Annotated in this window: 17 protein-coding genes; 9 read left to right on the forward strand and 8 right to left on the reverse strand. The window is 59.3% G+C overall.

Annotation, left to right across the window (positions count from 1 at the left end; translation table 11 throughout):
- Positions 1-38 precede the first annotated feature (38 nt).
- The 3 genes from AC1ENN_RS08410 to AC1ENN_RS08420 all read left to right on the forward strand — a co-directional run bounded on the left by AC1ENN_RS08410 (position 39) and on the right by AC1ENN_RS08420 (position 4,046).
- Positions 39-1,091, forward strand: coding sequence for an App1 family protein (locus tag AC1ENN_RS08410; protein ID WP_480405831.1), 1,053 nt, complete (start codon positions 39-41; stop codon positions 1,089-1,091).
- 118 nt (positions 1,092-1,209) lie between these two features.
- Positions 1,210-3,006 (forward strand): glycoside hydrolase family 15 protein, encoded by a 1,797-nt coding sequence (locus tag AC1ENN_RS08415; RefSeq protein ID WP_449646901.1) that lies wholly within the window; start codon positions 1,210-1,212, stop codon positions 3,004-3,006.
- Positions 3,003-4,046 carry an FUSC family protein gene (locus tag AC1ENN_RS08420; RefSeq protein ID WP_449646902.1) on the forward strand — a complete coding sequence of 348 codons (1,044 nt, stop codon included), beginning with the start codon at positions 3,003-3,005 and terminating at the stop codon, positions 4,044-4,046. The genes AC1ENN_RS08415 and AC1ENN_RS08420 overlap by 4 nt, the downstream gene beginning before the upstream one ends.
- 50 nt (positions 4,047-4,096) lie before the next feature.
- Here the strand turns inward: AC1ENN_RS08420 and AC1ENN_RS08425 are convergent, their stop codons facing one another.
- Both AC1ENN_RS08425 and AC1ENN_RS08430 read right to left on the reverse strand, forming a co-directional pair.
- A complete protein-coding gene (locus tag AC1ENN_RS08425) occupies positions 4,097-5,287 on the reverse strand; it encodes a glycoside hydrolase family 3 N-terminal domain-containing protein (RefSeq protein WP_480405832.1) in 1,191 nt (396 codons plus the stop codon).
- 35 nt (positions 5,288-5,322) lie between these two features.
- Positions 5,323-5,790: a hypothetical protein gene (locus AC1ENN_RS08430; RefSeq protein ID WP_449646904.1), complete on the reverse strand. Its 468-nt coding sequence runs from the start codon at positions 5,788-5,790 to the stop codon at positions 5,323-5,325.
- A 69-nt stretch (positions 5,791-5,859) separates the two neighbouring features.
- On the opposite strand from AC1ENN_RS08430, the gene AC1ENN_RS08435 reads away from it, so the two are divergent.
- Positions 5,860-6,681 carry a UbiA family prenyltransferase gene (locus AC1ENN_RS08435; RefSeq protein ID WP_480405833.1) on the forward strand — a complete coding sequence of 274 codons (822 nt, stop codon included), beginning with the start codon at positions 5,860-5,862 and terminating at the stop codon, positions 6,679-6,681.
- A 36-nt stretch (positions 6,682-6,717) separates the two neighbouring features.
- Here AC1ENN_RS08435 and AC1ENN_RS08440 read toward each other — a convergent pair whose 3' ends face one another.
- From AC1ENN_RS08440 to AC1ENN_RS08450, 3 genes are read right to left on the reverse strand one after another with little or no spacing between them, the layout of a single operon-like run.
- The gene (locus tag AC1ENN_RS08440) at positions 6,718-8,103 is read right to left on the reverse strand and encodes an MFS transporter (protein WP_449646906.1); all 1,386 of its coding nucleotides are present in this window, start codon (positions 8,101-8,103) and stop codon (positions 6,718-6,720) included.
- Between the two features lie 46 nt (positions 8,104-8,149).
- Complete coding sequence (locus AC1ENN_RS08445) at positions 8,150-10,699, reverse strand: DEAD/DEAH box helicase (protein ID WP_449646907.1); 2,550 nt, start codon at positions 10,697-10,699, stop codon at positions 8,150-8,152.
- A 39-nt stretch (positions 10,700-10,738) separates the two neighbouring features.
- On the reverse strand, positions 10,739-11,632 hold the full coding sequence (locus AC1ENN_RS08450) for an EamA family transporter (protein ID WP_449646908.1): 894 nt from the start codon (positions 11,630-11,632) through the stop codon (positions 10,739-10,741).
- Positions 11,633-11,737: 105 nt separating this feature from the next.
- Between AC1ENN_RS08450 and AC1ENN_RS08455 the strand changes: the two genes are divergently transcribed.
- Positions 11,738-13,216 (forward strand): SDR family NAD(P)-dependent oxidoreductase, encoded by a 1,479-nt coding sequence (locus tag AC1ENN_RS08455; RefSeq protein ID WP_480405834.1) that lies wholly within the window; start codon positions 11,738-11,740, stop codon positions 13,214-13,216.
- Complete coding sequence (locus AC1ENN_RS08460; protein WP_480405835.1) at positions 13,210-13,443, forward strand: hypothetical protein; 234 nt, start codon at positions 13,210-13,212, stop codon at positions 13,441-13,443. Before AC1ENN_RS08455 ends, AC1ENN_RS08460 begins: the two co-directional genes overlap by 7 nt.
- On the opposite strand, the gene AC1ENN_RS08465 is transcribed toward AC1ENN_RS08460, so the two are convergent.
- Genes AC1ENN_RS08465 through AC1ENN_RS08475 form a run of 3 tightly spaced genes read right to left on the reverse strand, consistent with a single transcriptional unit; the run spans position 13,433 to position 16,781 of the window.
- The gene (locus AC1ENN_RS08465) at positions 13,433-15,277 is read right to left on the reverse strand and encodes an FAD-binding oxidoreductase (protein WP_480405836.1); all 1,845 of its coding nucleotides are present in this window, start codon (positions 15,275-15,277) and stop codon (positions 13,433-13,435) included. The genes AC1ENN_RS08460 and AC1ENN_RS08465 overlap by 11 nt on opposite strands.
- Entirely contained in the window at positions 15,274-15,969 is a 696-nt protein-coding gene (locus AC1ENN_RS08470; protein WP_449646912.1) for a lysophospholipid acyltransferase family protein, read from the reverse strand. Before AC1ENN_RS08470 ends, AC1ENN_RS08465 begins: the two co-directional genes overlap by 4 nt.
- Positions 15,966-16,781, reverse strand: coding sequence for an SDR family NAD(P)-dependent oxidoreductase (locus tag AC1ENN_RS08475; protein ID WP_449646913.1), 816 nt, complete (start codon positions 16,779-16,781; stop codon positions 15,966-15,968). The genes AC1ENN_RS08470 and AC1ENN_RS08475 overlap by 4 nt, the downstream gene beginning before the upstream one ends.
- Positions 16,782-16,891: 110 nt before the next feature.
- Here AC1ENN_RS08475 and AC1ENN_RS08480 point away from each other — a divergent pair, with 110 nt between their 5' ends.
- From AC1ENN_RS08480 to AC1ENN_RS08490, 3 genes are read left to right on the forward strand one after another with little or no spacing between them, the layout of a single operon-like run.
- On the forward strand, positions 16,892-17,692 hold the full coding sequence (locus AC1ENN_RS08480; protein WP_449646914.1) for a hypothetical protein: 801 nt from the start codon (positions 16,892-16,894) through the stop codon (positions 17,690-17,692).
- Positions 17,689-19,998 (forward strand): SDR family oxidoreductase, encoded by a 2,310-nt coding sequence (locus AC1ENN_RS08485; protein WP_480405837.1) that lies wholly within the window; start codon positions 17,689-17,691, stop codon positions 19,996-19,998. Before AC1ENN_RS08480 ends, AC1ENN_RS08485 begins: the two co-directional genes overlap by 4 nt.
- Before the next feature lie 12 nt (positions 19,999-20,010).
- Complete coding sequence (locus tag AC1ENN_RS08490) at positions 20,011-20,805, forward strand: ferritin family protein (protein ID WP_480405838.1); 795 nt, start codon at positions 20,011-20,013, stop codon at positions 20,803-20,805.
- The last annotated feature ends 6 nt before the right edge of the window (positions 20,806-20,811 follow it).

Raw genomic sequence — 20,811 nt, forward strand, 5'->3', positions numbered from 1 at the left:
GTGCTGCTCTCGACCCGGTGTGACCCTAGGCTGGAACTATGGCTCGACAAGGCAAAGCCCACATGACCTCGCAGACTGCAGGAGAAATCCTGCACAGCGCGGCCCGAATCGAGGACTCCTTTCACCGCTGGCGAGAGCGGCGCGGGCGCAAACGTGGCCTCACAACGACGATCATTCCCTACAGCAGCTACGGCTCGACCGACTGGGCTCGGGTGCTGTGCCGTGTAGTTCTTACCCGCGGAACAGAAGCATCAAAAAAGCGCGCAGAAAAGGTTCGCGGTTGGCGCAGCTTCTTTAGCATCCCGGTGAACTCCGAAGTCGTCACAGTCACCCTCGGCGGCAAGTCGATCAAACTCACTCCCGGCCGCGGCGGCGTAATTGATGAAGACGTGAAGGTCTCCCTCACTCCCGGCTGGCAAACCGCAACGCTCGATTCGACGGGTTCGGATGCGACTGTCGCGCACATTTTTGTCGTTGACCCGAGCGCGCGCTTCGGAATCATTTCTGACGTCGATGACACGGTAATGGTTACCGCACTGCCTCGCCCACTCCTAGCAGCATGGAACACGTTCGTACTCGACGAGCACGCCAGACGCCCGGTGGCCGGCATGGCGGTGCTCTATGACCGCCTCGCTCGCGCAAATCCCCTTGCTCCCGTTATCTACCTCTCCACCGGAGCGTGGAATGTCGCCCCGACCCTCACGCGCTTCCTCAAACGCAACCTCTATCCCCGCGGTGCGATGTTGCTGACCGACTGGGGCCCCACTCACGACCGGTGGTTCCGTAGCGGCGCCGAGCACAAACGCGACAGCCTTCGACGGCTTGCTTCAGAATTTCCTGGAATAAAATGGCTGTTGATCGGCGACGACGGTCAACATGACGAAGAGATTTATGGCGAGTTCACTGCGAGTCATCCCGACAATGTTGCCGCTGTCGCAATCCGGCAGTTGTCGACCGGTGAGGCCGTGCTCGCCGGTGGCCGCAGCAAATCAGCAGAACACGAACAAGAATCCTCGATTCCTTGGCGTTTCGCCCCCGATGGCGCTCGCTTGGCCGTTGAGCTGAGAGAGCTCGGACTCATCAACGATTGACTGGAATTTGGGCTCTTTGACTGGACTTCTGCTCAACTAATCGGACTCGATTGTTAAATTTGGTGCACGATCACCGGATGTGCAGGGAGCGGGCTCCCGACGCTGCAATGATTGTCGTATGGCGCTACCAATCGAAGACTATGCCCTTATTGGCGACTGCCAGACGGCGGCCCTTGTCGGCCGCGATGGAAGTATCGACTGGCTCTGTTTTCCCAGATTCGACTCCGCATCCATGTTCGGAGCGTTGCTCGGCAACGAAGACCATGGCCGCTGGCTTGTTGCGCCGATCGCCAGTCTCTACGAATCAGCAACCGTAACCGTCACTCGCAAGTATCGCGAGAACACCTTCATCCTTGTCACCAACTGGGTGACAGACGACGGCGAAGTCGAAGTTATCGACTTCATGCCCTACGGAAACCGTCGCGCTGACGTCGTGCGCCGCATCCGAGGAGTCCGCGGAACCGTCGCAATGCACACCGAACTACTAATCCGTTTCGGTTATGCCACCGCACTTCCGTGGCTGCACCAAGCGCCCGAAGCCGGTGGTCACGCCGTCATCGGAGTTGCCGGCCCAGACGCCGTCGTCGCCCGCGGCATCGAGCTGCACTCGGCAGACCACAAACACACCGCCAACTTCATGATCAGCGAAGGAGAAACTCGCGACCTGACCATGACCTGGTACCCCGCGCACCGCAACCCGCCAGCGGCGGTAAACGTCGACGACGTGCTCGCGCGAACAAGCGAATGGTGGAATGGCTGGGCATCTCACTGCGAGCCGACCGAGATGTATCCCGAGATCGTCAAACGCTCACTTTTGGTTCTGCGCGCCCTGACTCACGAAGACACCGGCGGAATCGTTGCCGCAGCGACAACGAGCCTGCCAGAGTGGTTCGGCGGAAGTCGCAACTGGGATTACCGGTATGTCTGGCTTCGCGACGCCGCCCTCACCCTTCACGTACTGCTCGATCATGGCTATATCGCCGAGGCTGAAGCGTGGCGCCGCTGGCTTCTGCGTGCCATTGCTGGTGACCCCGCCGACGTCCAAATCATGTACGGCCTGTCAGGCGAACGCTGGCTTGAGGAGCGCGAACTTGACTCCCTTCCCGGCTACGAAGGAGCCAGCCCCGTTCGAATCGGCAATGGCGCTTTCAACCAATTCCAAGGAGACGTCTTCGGAGAAGTCATGGTCGCCCTCCAAGCCGCTCGGCGATCCGGAGTGCACGAGAACGACTTCTCGTGGCCCCTTCAGCGCGCGCTGATGACTTTCGTAGAAGACAATTGGAACCGACCAGACAATGGAATCTGGGAGATCCGCGGCCCTGAACGCCACTTCACCCACTCGCGCGTGATGCTCTGGGCGGCCATGGACTGCGCCATCACCGCAGTCGAAGAATTCGGCCTCGAAGGCCCCGTCGAAAATTGGATCAAGATCCGCGCCGAGATTCACGAAGAGATTGAACGCGATGGCTGGGATGCTGAGCGCGGAACCTACACCCAGTACTACGGCGGCACCGGCGTCGATGCATCGCTACTCCAGCTTCCCCAGGTTGGCTACCTTGCCGCAGACGACCCCCGCATGATCGGGACCGTCGCTGCCATCGAAGAAGAACTCCTCGTTGATGGCCTCGTGCTCCGCTACCGAACTGAGTCTGGAGTAGACGGACTTCCCGAGGGCGAGAACCCCTTCCTCGCTTGCTCGTTCTGGCTCGTTGAGCAGTATGCAAGCTCCGGTCGCGTTGATGACGCCACCGTGTTGATGGACCGCCTCGTGAGCTTCGCCAACGATGTTGGACTCATCAGCGAGGAGTATGACACTGTCAACGAACGTCAGGCAGGCAACACTCCTCAAGCGCTCAGCCACCTCGCCCTTGTGCGCGCTGCCGACGCGATCTCGAAAGTCACGAGCCGAAAGTGAAGCTAGTAACGACGCTTACCCTTGCGCGTCGTTCACCGCTGCTTCAGGTTCTTAAGACCTCGGTTGCGGCCGTAATCGCGTGGATTGTTGCTGGCTTCGCGCTACAACAACCATTACCCATCTTTGCGGCGATTGCGGCGCTCTTGGTGGTTCAGCCGAGCGTTACACAGTCGATCGAAAAAGGGGTTGAGCGCAGCATCGGTGTCGTTGCCGGTGTTGTCATTGCGCTCGGCGCAGGCCAACTCTTTGGCGACCAGAGCTGGGTCATTCTGAGCGTCATCATCATCTCCGTCATCGTCGCTTGGGCATTGCGATTGAGCCCGGGCTCCGCAAACCAGATACCGATTAGTGCAATGCTCGTCCTCGCTCTAGGCGGACAAAATGCCGGCTATGCCGCAGAACGAATTGTCGAAACAATCATCGGCGCACTTATTGGATTGATCGTCAACCTCGCGATTGTGGCCCCGGTGCTCGTGAGCCCCGTGCGAGTAGCCGTCGGCATTCTCACTAAGAAAACGGCGACCGTGCTCGAATCTCTCGCACGAGCACTCAGTACGCCGCAATCAGAAGACGATCTTCGCAAGCTCCTCGATGATGCACGCATGCTGCGCGATCTGCGCGACGAGGCAGCAATGGCGCTCCGCAAAGGCGCAGATAGCCTCACCCTCAACCCTCGAAAGAGCAAACATCACCGGATGCTGCGCCGAGAGACCGAACTCTTCGCGATCCTGACCGTACTCGTCACTCGCACCCTCGGGATGGCTCGGGCCATTCACGACCGCTATGACACCAATCTCATGACAGACCCGGTCGTGATCTCCATCGCCCGCGAACTCGAGCGCGCGGCACACGACTTGAGACTGCGCGGTCGCGCACCAGAGGACCGGGAGTCTGCGCCAGCGACAAACGACCTGCTCACGCTCACCGCACCGCTCACCGTGCTTTCGCCGCATCCGCAGCACTGGATCCTAATCGGTTCACTTCTCGAGGATGTCCGCCGAGTTCACGAAGTAATCGTCGGCGACTCTGACAACGGATAGCTGACGCGATAGTCAGAGTCGGGTTGTGCGCACAGTTGCGCACTCGACTGCTACCCAGCGATAGCGGCACAGTCCTCAGCACAGCTCACAAAACGGCCAGTCTCCCCCGACAAAGCACGGCGAACAGCCAACAGCTTGAGCGCCGCGTCATCGACGACCGACTCCTCGAGGGCACCGCTCTCGATGGCGGTGGCGACTGCGGTGGCGATAGCGGGCGCATCGACCGCGCCAACGTAGAGCAGCATCGTGTTGCCGGCCTCTATCGCACGAACAGCATTCGTCACCTGATTCGAATACTCGGGCACTCCGGAGCTCTCCAACATCCCCATGTCATCCGTAATAGATACGCCGTCGAACCCGAGATCGTCACGCAGAATCTGGTGCCAGCGCGTCGAAAAAGTTGCCGGTTCAGGATCAATTGCAGTGAACGCGAGATGACCGAACATGACGAATGGTGCTCCCGCATCGATTCCCGCTTCGAAAGGCAGAGCATGACTCGTGCGCCACTCATCGAATGTCATCGATGTTGACGGGATGCTCGAGTGCGAATCGCCCGGCGCCGCCCCGTGACCCGGAAAGTGTTTGAGGGTGGAAAGAACTTGAGACTCACCGGCAACCGCCTCGGATACCCTGGCTGCCGCATCCGCGCCCGTTGCGCCGAAAGAGCGTTCGAAGATGAAGCTGGATCGGTCCCCGGAAACGTCGGCGACGATGCCAAAGTTCACTGAAATACCGACCGACTCGAGCAGCGCACCTCGTTGCGCGAACGCGTCAAAACTGTCACGCGGAGAAAGGCCCCGTAACTGAGAAGCAGCCAATGAGTCATCAGTGGGAACGCGTTTGACGATTCCACCCTCTTGATCAGTCGCGATCAAAACAGGGAGTCCCGTCTCGCTGCTGAGCGCAGCAGTTTCAGCGCTCAGTTCAGCCAGCGATCCTGGAATGTTGTCGCCCATCAAGATGTACCCGCCGACCCCCGCATACGAACCGGGCGAAGTGCTGCCGGGGCGAGTTCCGGACACATGCACCATAAGCATGCTCAAGACTTTTTGCCTCAGCGTCATAGTTGCGAGGCGATCGCTGGCATACTGGGCGACCGGATCGATCGCCGGGCGCTCAGCTCGAGGCGCAAAAGTCGGTGCGGGAACCACCTGACTCGACTGATTCGAACTGCAGCCGAACGCAGAAGCACTCAGGACAACGAGTATTGCGGCCGCTAGGGTACGCCGCACGATAGCCATCTTGAGATGGTACCCGGATCAGTGGCGTTGGAGGACTACAGCCAAGTGAGCGAGGCGAACTCTTCGGCACTAATCCCGAACTGCTCAGTAGTGTGCGCGACCGTAGATCGTACTGCCGGCACCGAAGTGGTCTTACGAACGAGAACGTCGATTCCCGCTGGTGTCAGCCGCGAGCGGGCAAAGCGCACAACGGCAATATCGAACGCGTCGTCTGCACCAACAACTTGCCAGCGGCTAGTGAGGATCTTGAGCCAACCCTGACCGCGCCAGATGAACTCGTCGTCTCGGAGTCGGTCGGTTCCCACGATCGTTTTCGTTTCACCGCTACTGGTGAGATAGCTCACGGTATCGGCGAGCACTAACTCGGCACCCTCGAGAATTTCATAGCTGAATTCGGGATTGTGACGAGACCCATCGAGCCACATCGGAAAATTGGTCGCCACAACACTCCACGTGCCGGGCAGCTTGGCGGCAAGCACCGAGGCATCAAAAACTTCACTCACATTGATCAACATAAGTCACCGCGGCTGGGAGTCCGCAATTTGGATGCCGTGGCGCGTTATTCTTACGGCATGCTTCACGCACTTCTGCGGTCTTCGCACCCGGGACCGACCGTAGCGGTGACCTTCATCGCGCTGGCGCTCTCCGTAGGGGTCGGGCTAGAACCGTGGCGGGTTGCCGCCGTTACGCTGATGATTTTGTGCAACCAGCTCTCTATCGGTCTGTCCAATGATTGGCTTGATGCTGCCCGCGATCGTCGAAACGGTCGCCGTGACAAACCGATTGCGACCGGCGAGCTGTCGTCATCACTGGTAGCGAGAGTCGCGCTGTTCTTGGCGGTCGCCTCTGTGCTGGTTTCTCTGACTGTCGGGCCACTCGCGGCGATCGCACATGCGCTCTTTCTCGCAAGCGGCTGGCTATACAACCTGGGGCTTAAGTCGACTGCGGCATCCGTCGTGCCTTACATTCTGGGATTTGGTTCGCTTCCGGCGATCGTCACGTTGGCCGCTGACCCGCCCGAGTTCGCTCACTACTGGGCGCTGGCAGCTGGCGCGCTTCTGGGGATCGCCGCGCACTTCAGTAACGTTCTCCCGGATCTCGACGATGATGACGACACGGGGGTGCGTGGCCTCCCCCACCGTTTAGGCGCGCGTGTTTCGGGATTCGTGATTGCCATCAGTCTTGTCGCTGCCCCGGTCGCAATCGTCTTCGGCCCGGAACAACAGATCACGATCATTTCGTTTCTCGGCCTCGCCGTGATCCTCGTTTTGGCAGTGGCCAGTGTCGTCTTGGTCATCCGAAATTCTCTGAAGCGGATGCTGTTCCGCCTCACCATTGCGGCGGCGCTCGTCGCTGTGGCGCTGCTGCTGCTTTCGGCTCCACAACTGAGTTAGCCGAAAGCCGCGACAGCATCGTTGCTTGTTGTCGCCCTAGGGCAGAGGCGGGGAAGTATCCACCGATTCTGGGTCAACACGAGCAGGGTTGCGGATCCCCAGAAACGACACAACACCGCCAGTAAAGAGCAGCGCCGCCGTGACGATGATCACGCGATGAAAATTATCGACGGTCAAGGGACCGACCACGATGACTCCGAGCATCGCAACCGTAATGAGGCCAGCGATTCGGGACACAGCATTGTTCACCGCGGAACCAATGCCCGCTTGGGACGCTGAAATTGCGCCGAGAATGGCAGACGTCAGTGGGGCAACTGTCATTGAGAGTCCCACCGAGAACAATAGGACTCCGGGGAGCACCTGAGTGAAGTAGTTGACACTCTCCTGCATCGAGAGGAACGTCACATAGCCAACGCCCGCGAGGAGCGGACCAGCGGTCATGAAGATTCGGGGGCCGAATCTGCCGCTCAGACCTCCGAAATACGAGGAGAGCACAATGATGGCAATTGATGACGGGAGAAAAGCGAGTGCTGCTTGCGTTGCCCCAAAGTCCGCCACTTCTTGGAGGTAAACAACGACGATAAATCCACCAAGAGCCAACGCTCCATAAATAAAGAGCGTCGCGATGTTGCCCATGCTGAAGTTGCGCTGCCGAAATAGTTCCAAGGGCAACATCGGTTGAGGTGCGCGACGTTGCCAGAGCACAAAGGCGACCAGGGAAATCAGCCCGACAGCGAAAGGTATGAATACTGCGGGGCTGCCCCAGCCATAGTTTCCTTGCTCGATGAGAGCAAACACTGGGCCGCCAAGACCTACAATTCCCAAGACAGCCCCGAGGAAGTCAACGCGGGTATCTTTCTTGCGCTCGTCTCGGTGCCCGAGCACAACGAGCAGCCACAACGTCACCGCAATGGGCAAGACATTGATCGCAAAGACGAGTCGCCAACTGATGAGGTCAACGAAGATGCCTCCCAACACCGGTCCAACGATGAAGGCCGCGCTGGTCCATGCCGTCCACTGACCAATCGCCTTGGCTTGAGCAGCGCCTCTAAACGTCGACATGATGAGTGCGAGCGAACTGGGAACCAACAAAGCCCCCGCAACTCCCTGAAAGCCGCGAAACACGATGACAAGTTCAGCGCTGGGTGCGACCGCAATCGCCAAAGACACGACACCGAATGCGATCAGTCCGATCCGTAGTATCACGAGGCGGCCGAACACGTCAGAGAGTGATCCCGCAAGCAAAATCAGTGAACCAAGGGTAATCAGGTAGGCGTCGACCACCCACTGCTGCGTACTGAGACCACCACCGAGCTCAGCACGAATAGCAGGCAACGCAACGTTGATCACCGAACCATCGAGAAACGCCACAAACGACGCCAAGATAGCGATGATCAGAATTAGGCGTTGATCTCGTGTCACATCGCCATTAAACACCCGCCAACGGCCGAACATTCCCGCCGGGCTGCTAGTCCAAGCGGTCGAAACCTGAGACGCGCACCACGGCAACGCCCTCGGCAGCAGATTCCACAAGATCCACCGATGCCGCTATGGCCCAATCATGGTTTCCGGCCGGATCAGCGATAATTTGGCGAACCTGCCACGCGCCCGGCATTTCTGTAATGGCGATCATCGCGGGGCCACGCGCATCCCCGGCCGTCGACATGCTGTCGTGCTCCTCGAAATAGCGGTCGAGTGCTTCACCCCAGGCCTGCTCATCAAACCCGGCCGCCGCATCCAACTCGCCAAGAGCCACAGCGTCATCGCGAGCGGCCAACTGAACTCGACGGAACATCTCATTGCGCACAAGCACCCTGAATGCTCGCGCATTAGTAACGACGGATGCCGGCGTTGGCGGCAACACGGGCTCGCCGCTCGTTGCGCTGTCTGCCCCGTTCGTCATTGCCTCCCACTCATCGATGAGACTCGAGTCGACCTGGCGCACTAACTCGCCCAGCCACTCAATGAGGTCGAGAAGTTCGTCAGTTTTCGCGTCATCCGGAATCGTTTGGCGGGTAGCCCGATACGCGTCCGACAGGTAACGCAGCACGAGACCCTCGCTACGTGCCAGTCCGTAGAAGCCGACAAAGTCAGCGAAGGTCATTGCCCGTTCATAGAGATCGCGCACTACGGTCTTGGGGTTGAGTTCGAAGTCACCAATCCACGGCTGGCTGGCGCTATACATCTCGAAGGCCGCGGTGAGCAGTTCCTCGAGCGGTTTCGGCCACGTGACTTCTTCGAGTAGTTCCATTCGCTGGTCGTATTCGATGCCCTCCGCCTTCATCGCTGCTACGGCTTCACCGCGGGCCATGAACTGCTGTTGAGACAAAATCGGGCGCGGGTTGTCGAGGGTCGCTTCAAGCACCGAGATCATGTCGAGCGCGTAGCTGGGCGACTCCTTGTCAAGCAAATCGAAGGACGCTACCGCAAAAGGCGACAGCGGCTGGTTGAGCGCAAAGTTGGCCTGCAGATCTACCGTCAGCCGGATCTCAATTCGTTCGTCAAAGCTTTCGACTTCTTCGCCATCCACGATGACGGTGTCAGAAATTCGGTGTTCTTCAACGATCTCGGCGGTGCGCAGAGTGCGGTAAATCGCGAGCGCCTGACGAGCAAGCGCAGGCTGGCTGGTGCGTGGCTCATGGTTGTCTTCGACAAGGTGGCGCACGTTCGAGAAAACGTCTCCCCCGCGGGCAATCACGTTGAGGATCATGGCGTGGTTCATGCGCATGTTGCTCGTGAGCAGTTCGGGCTCAGCGGCGATCATCCGCTCGAAGCTTGACTCGCTCCACGTCACAAAACCGTCAGGAGCCTTCTTGCGTACGAGCTTGCGGAGCTTCTTAGGGTCGTCCCCGGCTTTCGCCACCATCTTGGCGTTCTCAGATTCGTGTTCTGGCGCTTGGGCCACAACAGTGCCAGCAGTATCGAAGCCGGCACGCCCCGCACGCCCGGCGATCTGGTGGAACTCCCGCGCAGTGAGTTGGCGCATGCGGGTGCCGTCGTACTTAGTCAGCTGAGTCAATAGCACCGTGCGGATTGGCACGTTGATGCCGACGCCGAGGGTGTCTGTTCCACAAATGACGCGGAGTAGTCCTTGCTGGGCAAGCTGCTCGACGAGTCGGCGGTACTTGGGCAGCATGCCAGCGTGGTGAACGCCGATTCCCGACCGGATAAGTCGAGACAGGGTCTTTCCAAACACCGTCGTGAATCTAAAGTCACCAATTGCCTCAGCGATCTTGTCGCGCTGTTCACGGGTGACCACCTTGATGCTGGTCATCGCCTGGGCTCGCTCAAGGGCGGCTGCCTGCGAAAAGTGCACGATGTAGATCGGTGCCTGACCGGTCGACAGGAGATCCTCAACGGTTTCGTGAATTGGCGTAATCGCCCACGAATAGTGCAATGGCACCGGGCGCTCGACACCCGTGATCAAACTTGTCTCACGGCCTGTGCGCCGACTCAGGTCATCGGCTAGTGGCTGCATGTCACCGAGCGTCGCCGACATCAACACAAATTGAACGTTCGGCAGAATGAGCAACGGCACTTGCCACGCCCAGCCACGATCGGGGTCAGCGTAGAAATGGAACTCATCCATCACTACCTGATCGACTCGCGCGTCCGCCCCTTCCCGCAAAGCGAGGTTCGCCAAAATCTCTGCTGTGCAGCAAATTATGGGGGCGTCGGCGTTGACCGAGGAGTCACCCGTCACCATTCCGACATTCTCTGCACCGAAAATGTCGACAAGAGCGAAGAATTTTTCGCTCACAAGCGCCTTGATCGGTGCCGTGTAAAAGGTGCGCTGGCCCTGCGCAAGGGCAATAGCGTGAGCGGCGATTGCCACAAGTGACTTGCCGGTTCCCGTCGGCGTCGACAAAATGACATTCGCGCCCGAAACCAGCTCGATGACCGCTTCATCTTGCGCCGGATACAAACTCAAACCGCGATCGGATGCCCACCCCACGAAAGCGTCATAGGTTGCGTCTGCGTCATAGGGCGTCGGAAGCGCATCCAAGAGTGAGGGCATTGTTCAACCGTAGCCGGAGGACGGCCGCGACAACGACGGCTAGCTCAGCGCCAACATAACGGAAGCGACAAGCGCAAGCCCCATCCCCACGAGTTGCACTTTGCTCACGCGTTCGTGGAGCGTAAATCTTGCGAGCACGATTGTTGCCAGCGGGTAGAGACTGACGAGCACTGACACCACGGCCAAGCTTCCGAGCTGAAGTGCGAACAACACGAAAGCGTTTGACGCACCAACGAGCACCCCACCAGCAGCAGCAAGCAGTCGCGCCCGACTCACACTGACGACCGGGCCCCCTTCTGGCTGATGATCGAACTGAGCGAAGAATCGTTTGAGCGACGGGAGCAGCCGAGTGAGAGCAAGCAAGATGAGCATCGCGCCGAGCCCCACCAGAATCTCAACAACAGCAGTGGCAAGCCCCGCCGACTCCGGTGCGTGGTCAAGAGCAATCAACGCGGTGCCTAAGGCCACTCCCGAAACCAAGCCGACAACAACAGTGCGGGGTCGCACTCGAACCGCGGCATCCGCTCTCGTCACCGAGACCAACAGCGCGCTGACGAGGGCGAGCACGATCGCTAGCCACGCTTGAAGCGGCAATTGCTCCCCCGTGATGACCGCAAAACCAACCGGAACTACCGCACCGACAACGGCAATGAGAGGTGCGACGAGACTCATGGGGCCATCAGCGAGTGCCGCGTAGAAGGTCAGAAGACCGATAATGGCGCTAACCCCCGCAACCGCGCCCCACACGATCGCACCGGCTTCCCAACGCACAACAACAAAGGGCATCGCCGCGACGAGGGCGAAAGTGGCGAAGACGTGGATGATCGTGGTCGCGGGAACAACGCGAAGACGGCGAGTGCTTAACCCACCGAAAAAGTCGGAGACACCATAAAACAGCGAGCCAGCAAGCGCGAGTACGACACTGACGATCATCACGCCAGCTTAGAGCTATTGCTGCAGTTTGCCGTTCGCGACATTGCCACTTCGTGACGACGCTGCCCGATCTCCGAGACCGCGTGCTCGCGGGTAGAATCTGGTGTGCTCAATTCAAGTGACTCCCCCGAACCCGGCCCCAGCGGTCTTGATCCGACGGAGCTTGAAACGACCCTCAAAGTCTTGAAACAGATGGCCGAGATCGATGATGAGCACCCCGACTTTGTCACCGTGCGCCGAGCCACCGCAGCCATGTTCAAAGCAGTCAAGAAAGAACGTCGGCTTGAGAAGCGTGCCACCATCGCCGACGCCGACCGCCAAGTGATCGCGGCAACGGCGACCGGTGCGGCCGACCGAATCGATGACGAAACCCGCGGCATCCCGATCTCCTCAAACACGACAACTCCGTCGGCCGGCGAGCTGATCAAGGCACGCCCCTGCTACATCTGCAAGCAGCCGTATACGACCGTCGATTCGTTCTACCACCAGCTCTGTCCGAATTGCGCCGCGTTCAATCACGCCAAGCGTGACGCCAGAACCGACCTCACCGGAAAGCGCGCTCTGCTCACCGGCGGCCGCGCCAAAATCGGAATGTACATTGCGCTGCGTCTGCTGCGGGATGGTGCACACACGACCATCACGACCCGCTTTCCTCGGGATGCCGTTCGTCGCTTCTCGAGCCTCCCCGACTCCGTCGATTGGCTGCACCGGCTGCGCGTCGTCGGAATCGACCTGCGCGACCCCGCTCAGGTAATCGGGCTCGCCGAGTCTGTCGCGGCTCAGGGCCCGCTCGACATCCTGATCAACAATGCGACGCAGACGGTGCGCCGCTCCCCCGGTGCGTATCAGCCTCTCGTCGACGGCGAGCTTGCTCCCTTGCCCGACGGCCCGCTGCCCGAGCTCGTGACCTTCGGACACACGAACGACCCGCACCCGCAGGCGCTCGCACAGTCGGTATCAGCTCACCCCATCCTGGCTGCCGCTGCCACGCGCGCTGAAGAACTCACTGAGCAAGCGATGACGGCAGGATCAAGCTCACTCGAACGACTAGCCGCCGGCACCGCGATTGATGCCGGTGGGCTTGTTCCCGACCTTGATTCGATCAACTCGTGGACTCAACACGTTGATCAGGTTGATCCTCTCGAAATGCTCGAAGTTCAATTGGCCAACACCACGGCACCCTTTGTGCTGATCTCGATGCTGCGTCCATCGATGGCCGCATCCACCTCCCGCCGCAAATACATCGTGAATGTGTCGGCGATGGAGGGCGTGTTCGGTCGCGGCTACAAAGGTCCAGGGCATCCGCACACCAATATGGCCAAAGCTGCCGTCAACATGCTCACGCGCACGAGTTCACGCGAAATGTTTGAGAGCGACGGAATTCTCATGACGAGCGTCGATACCGGCTGGATTACGGATGAGCGCCCTCACCCCACCAAAGTGCGGTTGGCGGAGGAGGGCTTTCATGCGCCGCTCGACCTTGTCGATGGTGCGGCCCGTGTCTATGACCCCATCGTGCGCGGCGAGGACGGCGAAGATCTGTTCGGCATCTTCCTGAAGGACTACGACAAGAGCTCATGGTGACCCCGGCAGAGTTTCTCAAGGCGACCACCAGCGGAACGCGGGTCGTCGTGCGTCACCTCATCGACGATGGTCGCGCTACCGATGCCCTCGGCTACTTTCATCTCGCCGATGACAGCCACTGCGTTGTCGCGACTAGGCGCGGTCTCGAAACTATTGAACTCGCCAAAGTGATCGCTGCCAAAGAGGTGCCGCCGCCACCGGCACCCCGCCCGCGCGCTACTTCTTAGGAGTAGCGCGCGCCGGCGCCTTCTTGGTCGGTTCAGCCTTCGTCGCTGGCGCTTTCGCTGCCGGACTCTTCGTCGCTGGCGTCTTCTTCGCCGGCGCCTTCTTCGCTGGCGCCTTCTTCGCTGGCGTCACAGTCGCACTCGCAGTAGCAGTCGCCCCAGCCAACTCTGCTGGGGTCACCTTGCCCGGGTTGAAGTTCGCACCGGGATCTGCAGAGTCAAACAGTCCCTGCATGACTTTGACACCTTCCGTTGAGATGTCTTGTTCGAGCCACGGTGAGTGCTCACGGCCGACACCGTGGTGGTGCGAGATGGTGCCATCGTTGTCCACAAAAGACTGTTGGATGGCGCGCTTGACGGTGTCATATTCGCCGAGTGGATCGTCTCCGAAGGTGAATGCGAATGTGAAGTAGAGACAGGCACCCGAGTGATATGAGTGCGACATGTGCGACATGATCCAGCCTTTGGTGCCGAGTGAATCGTAGGCATCTTGGGCTGCTTTATGGGCTGCAGAGTGCAGCTTCACGACGGACGACCACGGGGTCGCTGTTTCTGAGACATCGCCGGCGGCACCCATATCGAGCAAGAAGTCGCGCAGGTACGGGGTGTCGAACTTTTTTTGGTCGTAGAGGATTCCTGGCCCCTTACCGACACCCATTCCGCCGTGCTTGCTGACAATTTTGTCAACGAGACTCTTCTGACGCTTGGCATGAGAAACGCTGCCCTCGAAGCCAATGAACGACAGGCAAATCTCGTCAAGGTTCCAGCCCTTGGCCGTCATCAGTTTCGGCAGTGCTGTTTCGGCCGAAAATTTACTGAAGCCCGTGCGGGTCTTGCTCGTCGCGAGTGAGAAGCCGGTCTCTTTTGCATCAGAAATGCGGGTGATGGATGGCGCAGCATCCGACTCGGCGATGGCCTGCATTGCGGCGATTCCTGACTTCCAGTTGGGGAAGAAGTAGGCGTAGACATCTCGCTTAGCAGGAATGCGGTGCACCTGGACAGTGACTTCGGTGATGACGCCGAGGCGCCCTTCGCTTCCTAAGATCATTTCGCGCACGCTTGGGCCGCTTGAGGTACTTGGCAGGGGCCGAAGTACAAGCATGCCGCCGGGGCGCACCACGCGAAGACCACGAGTAATGTCGGCGATGTCGCCGTATTTGTCTGATTGCATTCCGGAGGAACGCGTCGCTACCCAACCGCCAACGGTCGAGTGCGTGAAGCTGTCTGGAAAGTGTCCGATCGTCCAACCTTGAGCATTGAGCTGCTCTTCGAGGTCAGGGCCCTGAGCGCCAGCCTGAATGCGAGCGAGGCCGGCATCCGCATCAATTGCCACAACCTTGCGAAGTCGTCCGAGGTCGAGCGAGATTACAACGCGTTTCTCGGCGGGCATCGGCTCGAGGCTGCCAGCGATGTTGCTGCCGCCTCCGAACGGAATAATGACGGCATTAGCGGCGACCGCGGCATCCACGATCGCCTGCACTTCAGCTTCATCAGCGGGGTAGATAACGACATCAGGGCTGCGCTTGATGGCATTGCTCCGAATTCGTACGAGGTCGCGAAGTCCTTTGCCATAGGTGTGGATGACGCGCACCATGTCGTCTCGAGTGACATAGTCCGCGCCGACAATCGCTGCAAGTTGCTTTGTGAATGCGGCGGTCGCTTTGCTCTTCGGAACGTCGAGTTCATCGAACGATGGTTCACCAGCACGAGTGGCCGAGCCAAGATCAAGACCTACTGCGTACTCCACGAACGGTGCAAAACCAGGCTTATCTTCGTGATGGAAGCCCACCCCTTCATTGCCCCAACCCCACCACTTCATGTGTTTGACAGAGGTCATTTCGTTCCCTTCGGGGTGGCGCTTGGCATGGGTTGAACTGTTTCGTGCAGTTGACGCACGACCTCAGCGAGTCGTGCAGAAAAAGCTTCCGATGTTTCGGCTTCGCGGCGCTGCTGCAGTTCGCCAAAGACTACCGTGACGGGCAGGCGACCTGACTTTGGCCAGTTCACCCCGCGAGGCATTGCTGTCGATGCACCAACGAGCGCGATAGGAAGGCACGGCACTGAAGTGTTGATTGACAGTGCGGCAGCTCCTGGCTTGAAGCGCGTGAGTGCACCCTCGCGGGTGCGACCGCCTTCGGGAAAAATGAGCAGCGGAACACCGCGCTCGAGAAGCGCTCGCGATGCGCCAGCACGTTTGCCTTCAGCATTGCGTTCGATCGCGAAAGCGTTAAAGAACAAGGTGGTTAGCCACTTTCGCCACCACACCTCAAAGAAATAGTCGGCTGCCGCTCCGGCGGCGAGGTAGCGTGCCCGGCTGCGGGGCAAGGCGCCGATGATGAGCGGTGCATCAAGGTGGCTGGAGTGGTTGGCAACGGCGATGAATGGGCCATCGTGACGCTCGATGTGCTCGACTCCCTTTACATCGACGCGCACGAGCGACCACACTAGCGGCTTCAGTAGGCCTCGCTGGGCAACATATCTGGCCCCCGCCATCGTCGGCGAGGTAAAGCGGTCAAAAGTCCGGGTCATGTCGTTGTCGCATCTTTCACACCTTGAGGTTCGGAGCCCTCATCACTTCGGCTTGAAGAAATTTTCGCCGAAATCCAACGAATTGTACGCAAAGGCACGTGTCGAGCAAACCATCCGATGACTCGGTACCGAACAGTAGGTATGGAAATGACTTTGCCCCGTGCTGAATCCCGCAGTGCACCCGTGACGAGGGTCGGTGCGTCAATCCACATAAAGGACGGGATAGACCCGGTGCGGATGCCCGCCCGCTCGTGGAATTCGGTGACAACCCATCCCGGCATGAGCGCCGTCACTGTCACTCCCGTATTGCGCAGTTCTACTGAGAGTCCTTGGCTGTATGACGCCACCCAGGCTTTGATCGCTGAGTACGATCCCATGGTCACGAGTCCGGCGATGCTCGACACGTTGATGATCGAACCGCTGCCGCGTTCACGCATGGCCCGACCAGCGGCGCCCGCGAGAATCAGTACCGCGCGACACATAACGTCGAAGGCATGTTCATGCACGCGCACCTCATCGGTGTCGGTCAATTTCGAGTGCACCCCGAAGCCCGCGTTATTGACGAAGAGGTCAATGGGTCGATCTGGATCGCTGAGACGAGCAGCGACTCGCACTACGTCGTCGCGCACGGCAAGATCGGCGCTGATGATCTCGACGGCCACGCCAAACTCGCGGTGCAGCGTCGAAGCTGTTTCTTGCAAGCGAGTTTCATTGCGGGCGATCAGGACAAGGTTGGTCCCGCTGCGAGCAAGTTGCCGGGCAAACTCAGCACCGATGCCTGAAGTTCCACCCGTAATTAGCGCTATTGCCATGGCTCTAAGACTACGGCAAGCCCTCCCTATAGATTGTGTCTCCTCTGAGGAGTCGCAACTAGAATTGTCAGAGGTCGCTGTCACCACACTGCTTCGAGCGGAGGAGAACGATGCCAAGAAGTCTTGAAGTTGCCCTGGACGACATGTCTATTCCGGCACCCGATTTTGACGTCCGCGCGTATGCCAATGAGGCACACGCGAGCTACCGCGACCTGCTCAATCTTGAGGCATACGCCTCTCAGCCCTTGAGCGCAGATACGCTACGCGTCTTGCGTTACTTGCAGGTTGTTGAGCGCGGCACGATGACGCATCTGCGCAGTGTGCTGGTCACCGCTACCCATAAAGACTCCCGCGTTACCGCATTCTTGATCACCTGGGCGTTCGAGAAGTATTGGATTGCGGATGCACTTGACCAAGTCATTCGCGCGAACGAGGGTGGCGAAGCCGACCGTACCCCGTTCCGCACTCCTGTCGAACGAACAATCCGCGAATCGATCGTTGCCAACATTGTCGGGCTACCCATGGTGGCCGTGCACACATCTCTTGGTGCCGTGGATGAGTGGCTCATGCAGGCCGCCTACCGTCGGCTTCTCGAACGTGAGCCTCATCCGCAGCTCGCCGATCTCATCGGGCGGCTCTTAGCGACTAAGGCGCGCCAGCTGGAGTTTTTCGAGGCGCAGGCCCGCCACCGCCTCGCCGAGTCGACTCGCGCTCAGAAGGTCACGCGGCGGCGTCTCGCGAAGACGCCGTGGCCGATCGGTGCCCGCGCTGAACCGCGCGAAAACACCGCATTCTTCTTTTCTTATCTATTCAACAGCCAGCCAGCGACCATTGCTGAGATTGATGCCCTCGTCGATTCCCTCGATGGCCAAAGCAACCTCCACCTGATGAAAAGGGCCGCCAAACTATGACGACCATCACCCCCCTCACGACGGAGCATGTCTTTCTGACGGGAGCCACTGGCTTCGTCGGGCAGGCAATTCTCGAACGTTTGCTCTCGAGCCACCCCGGAACACGAATTTCTATTCTCGTGCGCGGAAAAGGATCAACAAGCGGCGAAGGCCGGCTCACCAATCTCATGCGCAAGCCGGTATTTGCGCAGTGGATGGAAACCCTCGGCAAAGAGAAAGCCCTCGAAGAGGTTGCTCGCCGGGTCACCGTGATTGAAGGCAGTCTCACGGATGTCGGCAGGCTGCCCGATGACATTGATGTCGTCATCCACGGCGCGTCTACTGTCTCGTTTGATCCGCCGATCGATGAAGCGTTTGATACCAATGTTGGTGGAGCGACGGGCATCTATACGGCGTTGTTGAACAGTAAATCGCGTCCTCACGTCGTGCATATTTCTACGGCTTATGTTGGCGGCATCCGCAAGGGAATTGTTCCCGAAGCATCGCTTGTTCACAACGTTGATTGGCGAGCCGAGTATGAGGCTGCTCGCACGGCGCGCACTCGTGTTGAGTTCGAGTCTCGCCAGCCCGAGGCGCTGCGTGCCCAACTCACTGCCGCTAAAGCTCGTCATGGCAAAGCCGGTCCGCAGGCTGTTGCCCAATTCACTGAGGCTGCCCGTGCTGAATGGGTGCACGATCGCCTCGTCGATTACGGTCGTATGCGTGCTGAGAGCTTGGGCTGGACTGACGTCTACACTCTGACGAAGGCGTTCGCCGAACGCGTTGCTGAGGAACTGTGGGCTCAGGCCGGGCACCGCCTTTCGGTGGTTCGTCCCTCGATTATTGAGAGTGCACTTCACCACCCGTTCCCGGGCTGGATTGACGGTTTCAAGGTCGCCGATCCGTTGATCCTCGCTTATGGACGCGGTCAGTTGCCTGATTTCCCGGGGCTTCCTGATTCGATTCTCGATGTCATCCCCGTCGACTTTGTCGTGAATGCCGCGTTGGCGGCCGCCGCCACGAAGGCTGATCCGAAGGCGCCCCAGTACTACCACGTGAGTTCGGGAGCGAGCAATCCGCTTCCGTTCCACCGCATGTATGAGAACGTCAACGCCTACTTCACAGCGAACCCGCTGCCCGCTGAGGATGGCGAGATCACGGTTCCGCTGTGGCGTTTCCCCGGAGGTCAGCGCGTGGAGAAGGCGCTAGTGAAGCGCGAGCGTCAGGCCGAGCGTGCTGAGCGCATGATCACCAAGATGCCGACCACTCCCCGCACGCGCCGTTGGCTGGATGAGGTCAAGAGCGGCCAACATCAGCTTGACGTGCTGCGCGCCTTCACGAATCTCTATCGCGCGTATGTGCAGACGGAGATAATTTTCGATGATGCCAACACCCGTGAGCTTCTGGCTTCGCTACCGAAGAAGACCCCTCAGAGTGCACGCTTCGATGTCACCGAGATCAACTGGGAGGACTACTTCCAGAAGGTGCACTTCCCGGCGATCACGACGTTGACGCGGGCATTTGCCAACCGACCAGCCGCCAAGACCCGCACCGCTAAGAAGCTTCCCCAGCGCACCGATGTTGTCGCTGTCTTCGACCTTGAAGGCACTGTCGTCGATTCCAACCTCGTGAAGCAGTACTTGCTGCTGTGGGGTGGAACTGTTCCCCGCGCCAAGGTTGTGCACGACCTCGCCAATTTCACTTTCTCTTTGCGCAAGTACTTGCGTGCTGAACGTCGTGACCGTGGCGAGTTCATCCGAACCTTTATGCGTCGCTATGAGGGCTTCAAGATTGTGGAAATTGAGCGGATGGTGCGCGGCAGCTTCGGCCGGGCCATGATGCGTCGGGTGATGCCGGATGCTCTGCGACGTGTTCAGGAGCACCGTGACGCTGGCCACCGCACCATTCTGGTCACGGGAACAATCGATCTCATGGTGACCCCCTTCTTGCCGTACTTTGACGAGGTCGTTGCTGGCCGCATGCACGAACGTGATGGTGTTCTCACCGGTTTCTTGGCCGATCCGCCGCTGGTGGATGAGGCACGGGCCGCGTGGTTGCGCCACTATGCCGAACTCAATGGTTTCAACCTCACCCAGTCGTATGGCTACGGCGACAGTCATGCCGACCTGATGTGGCTGCAACTTCTCGGAAATCCCAGTGCCGTCAACCCTGACGTCAACCTGTATAAGCATGCTCAAGAGAAGCGGTGGAACGTGCTCGATTGGAAGCGCCGCTCACCCAATACCCGCATCCCTCGACCTCGCGCCACAGCAACCGCGCCGGTGCAATTGGAAGGAGAGGAACAGAACTCGACGCCGTCGAGCTAGTTCCCACACCTCATGGCATTTGATATTGATCGGTACACCTCGACCTCGAAGAAGGTGCAGTGGGGTGACCTCGACTTCACCGAATTTGAGCGCAATCCCCTCCCGGATTCGACTCTGCGCAGCCTTCGCTACATGGCGGATGTCGAATACCACACGGTCTGCTACCTGCGAGATCTACTCGTCACGCCCTCCCACAAGGAGGTCGACGTTAGTGCGTTTATGACGATGTGGAACCGCGAAGAGTTCTGGCACGGCGAAGCGCTCTCGAAGGTGCTCGGTGCTCACGATGTGACTCTCGACTATGACGAGCTCAAAGCCACCCGGCTGAAGTTGGGCTGGAAGGATCGACTCGACCCGATCAAGCAGTCCGTGCTCGGAAATGTGATCGGTAAGGACTTCATCGCCGTGCACATGATCTGGGGCGCCGCGAACGAGTGGTCTGCCGTTGCTGCGTACAACCGGCTCGCGGATATGGAAAAGCATCCGGTGCTGTCTGAGTTGCTTCGCCGAATCGCCAAGCAAGAAGCACGCCACGTTGCCTTCTATGCGACTCAGGCTCGAGAGCGTTTAGCCAAAAGCAAGAAGGCGCAAGTCTTGGCGCGACTGGCTTTGAGGGGCGCTTGGGGTCCGGTTGGCTCGAGCATCATGCCCGCTAAAGAAGTGACCCACGTTATGGGCCACTTGTTCTCAGGCGAGGAGGGATTGCGCGAGCTTCGCAAACTCGATGAGCACATTTCACGCATGCCGGGCCTCGAGGGCCTCACCATTGTGGAGACGTCAATGAAAAAGTATGGGGTTGCAGCGTAAGAGGCG

It is taken from the genome of Rhodoglobus sp. G.S.23, from assembly GCF_056675935.1.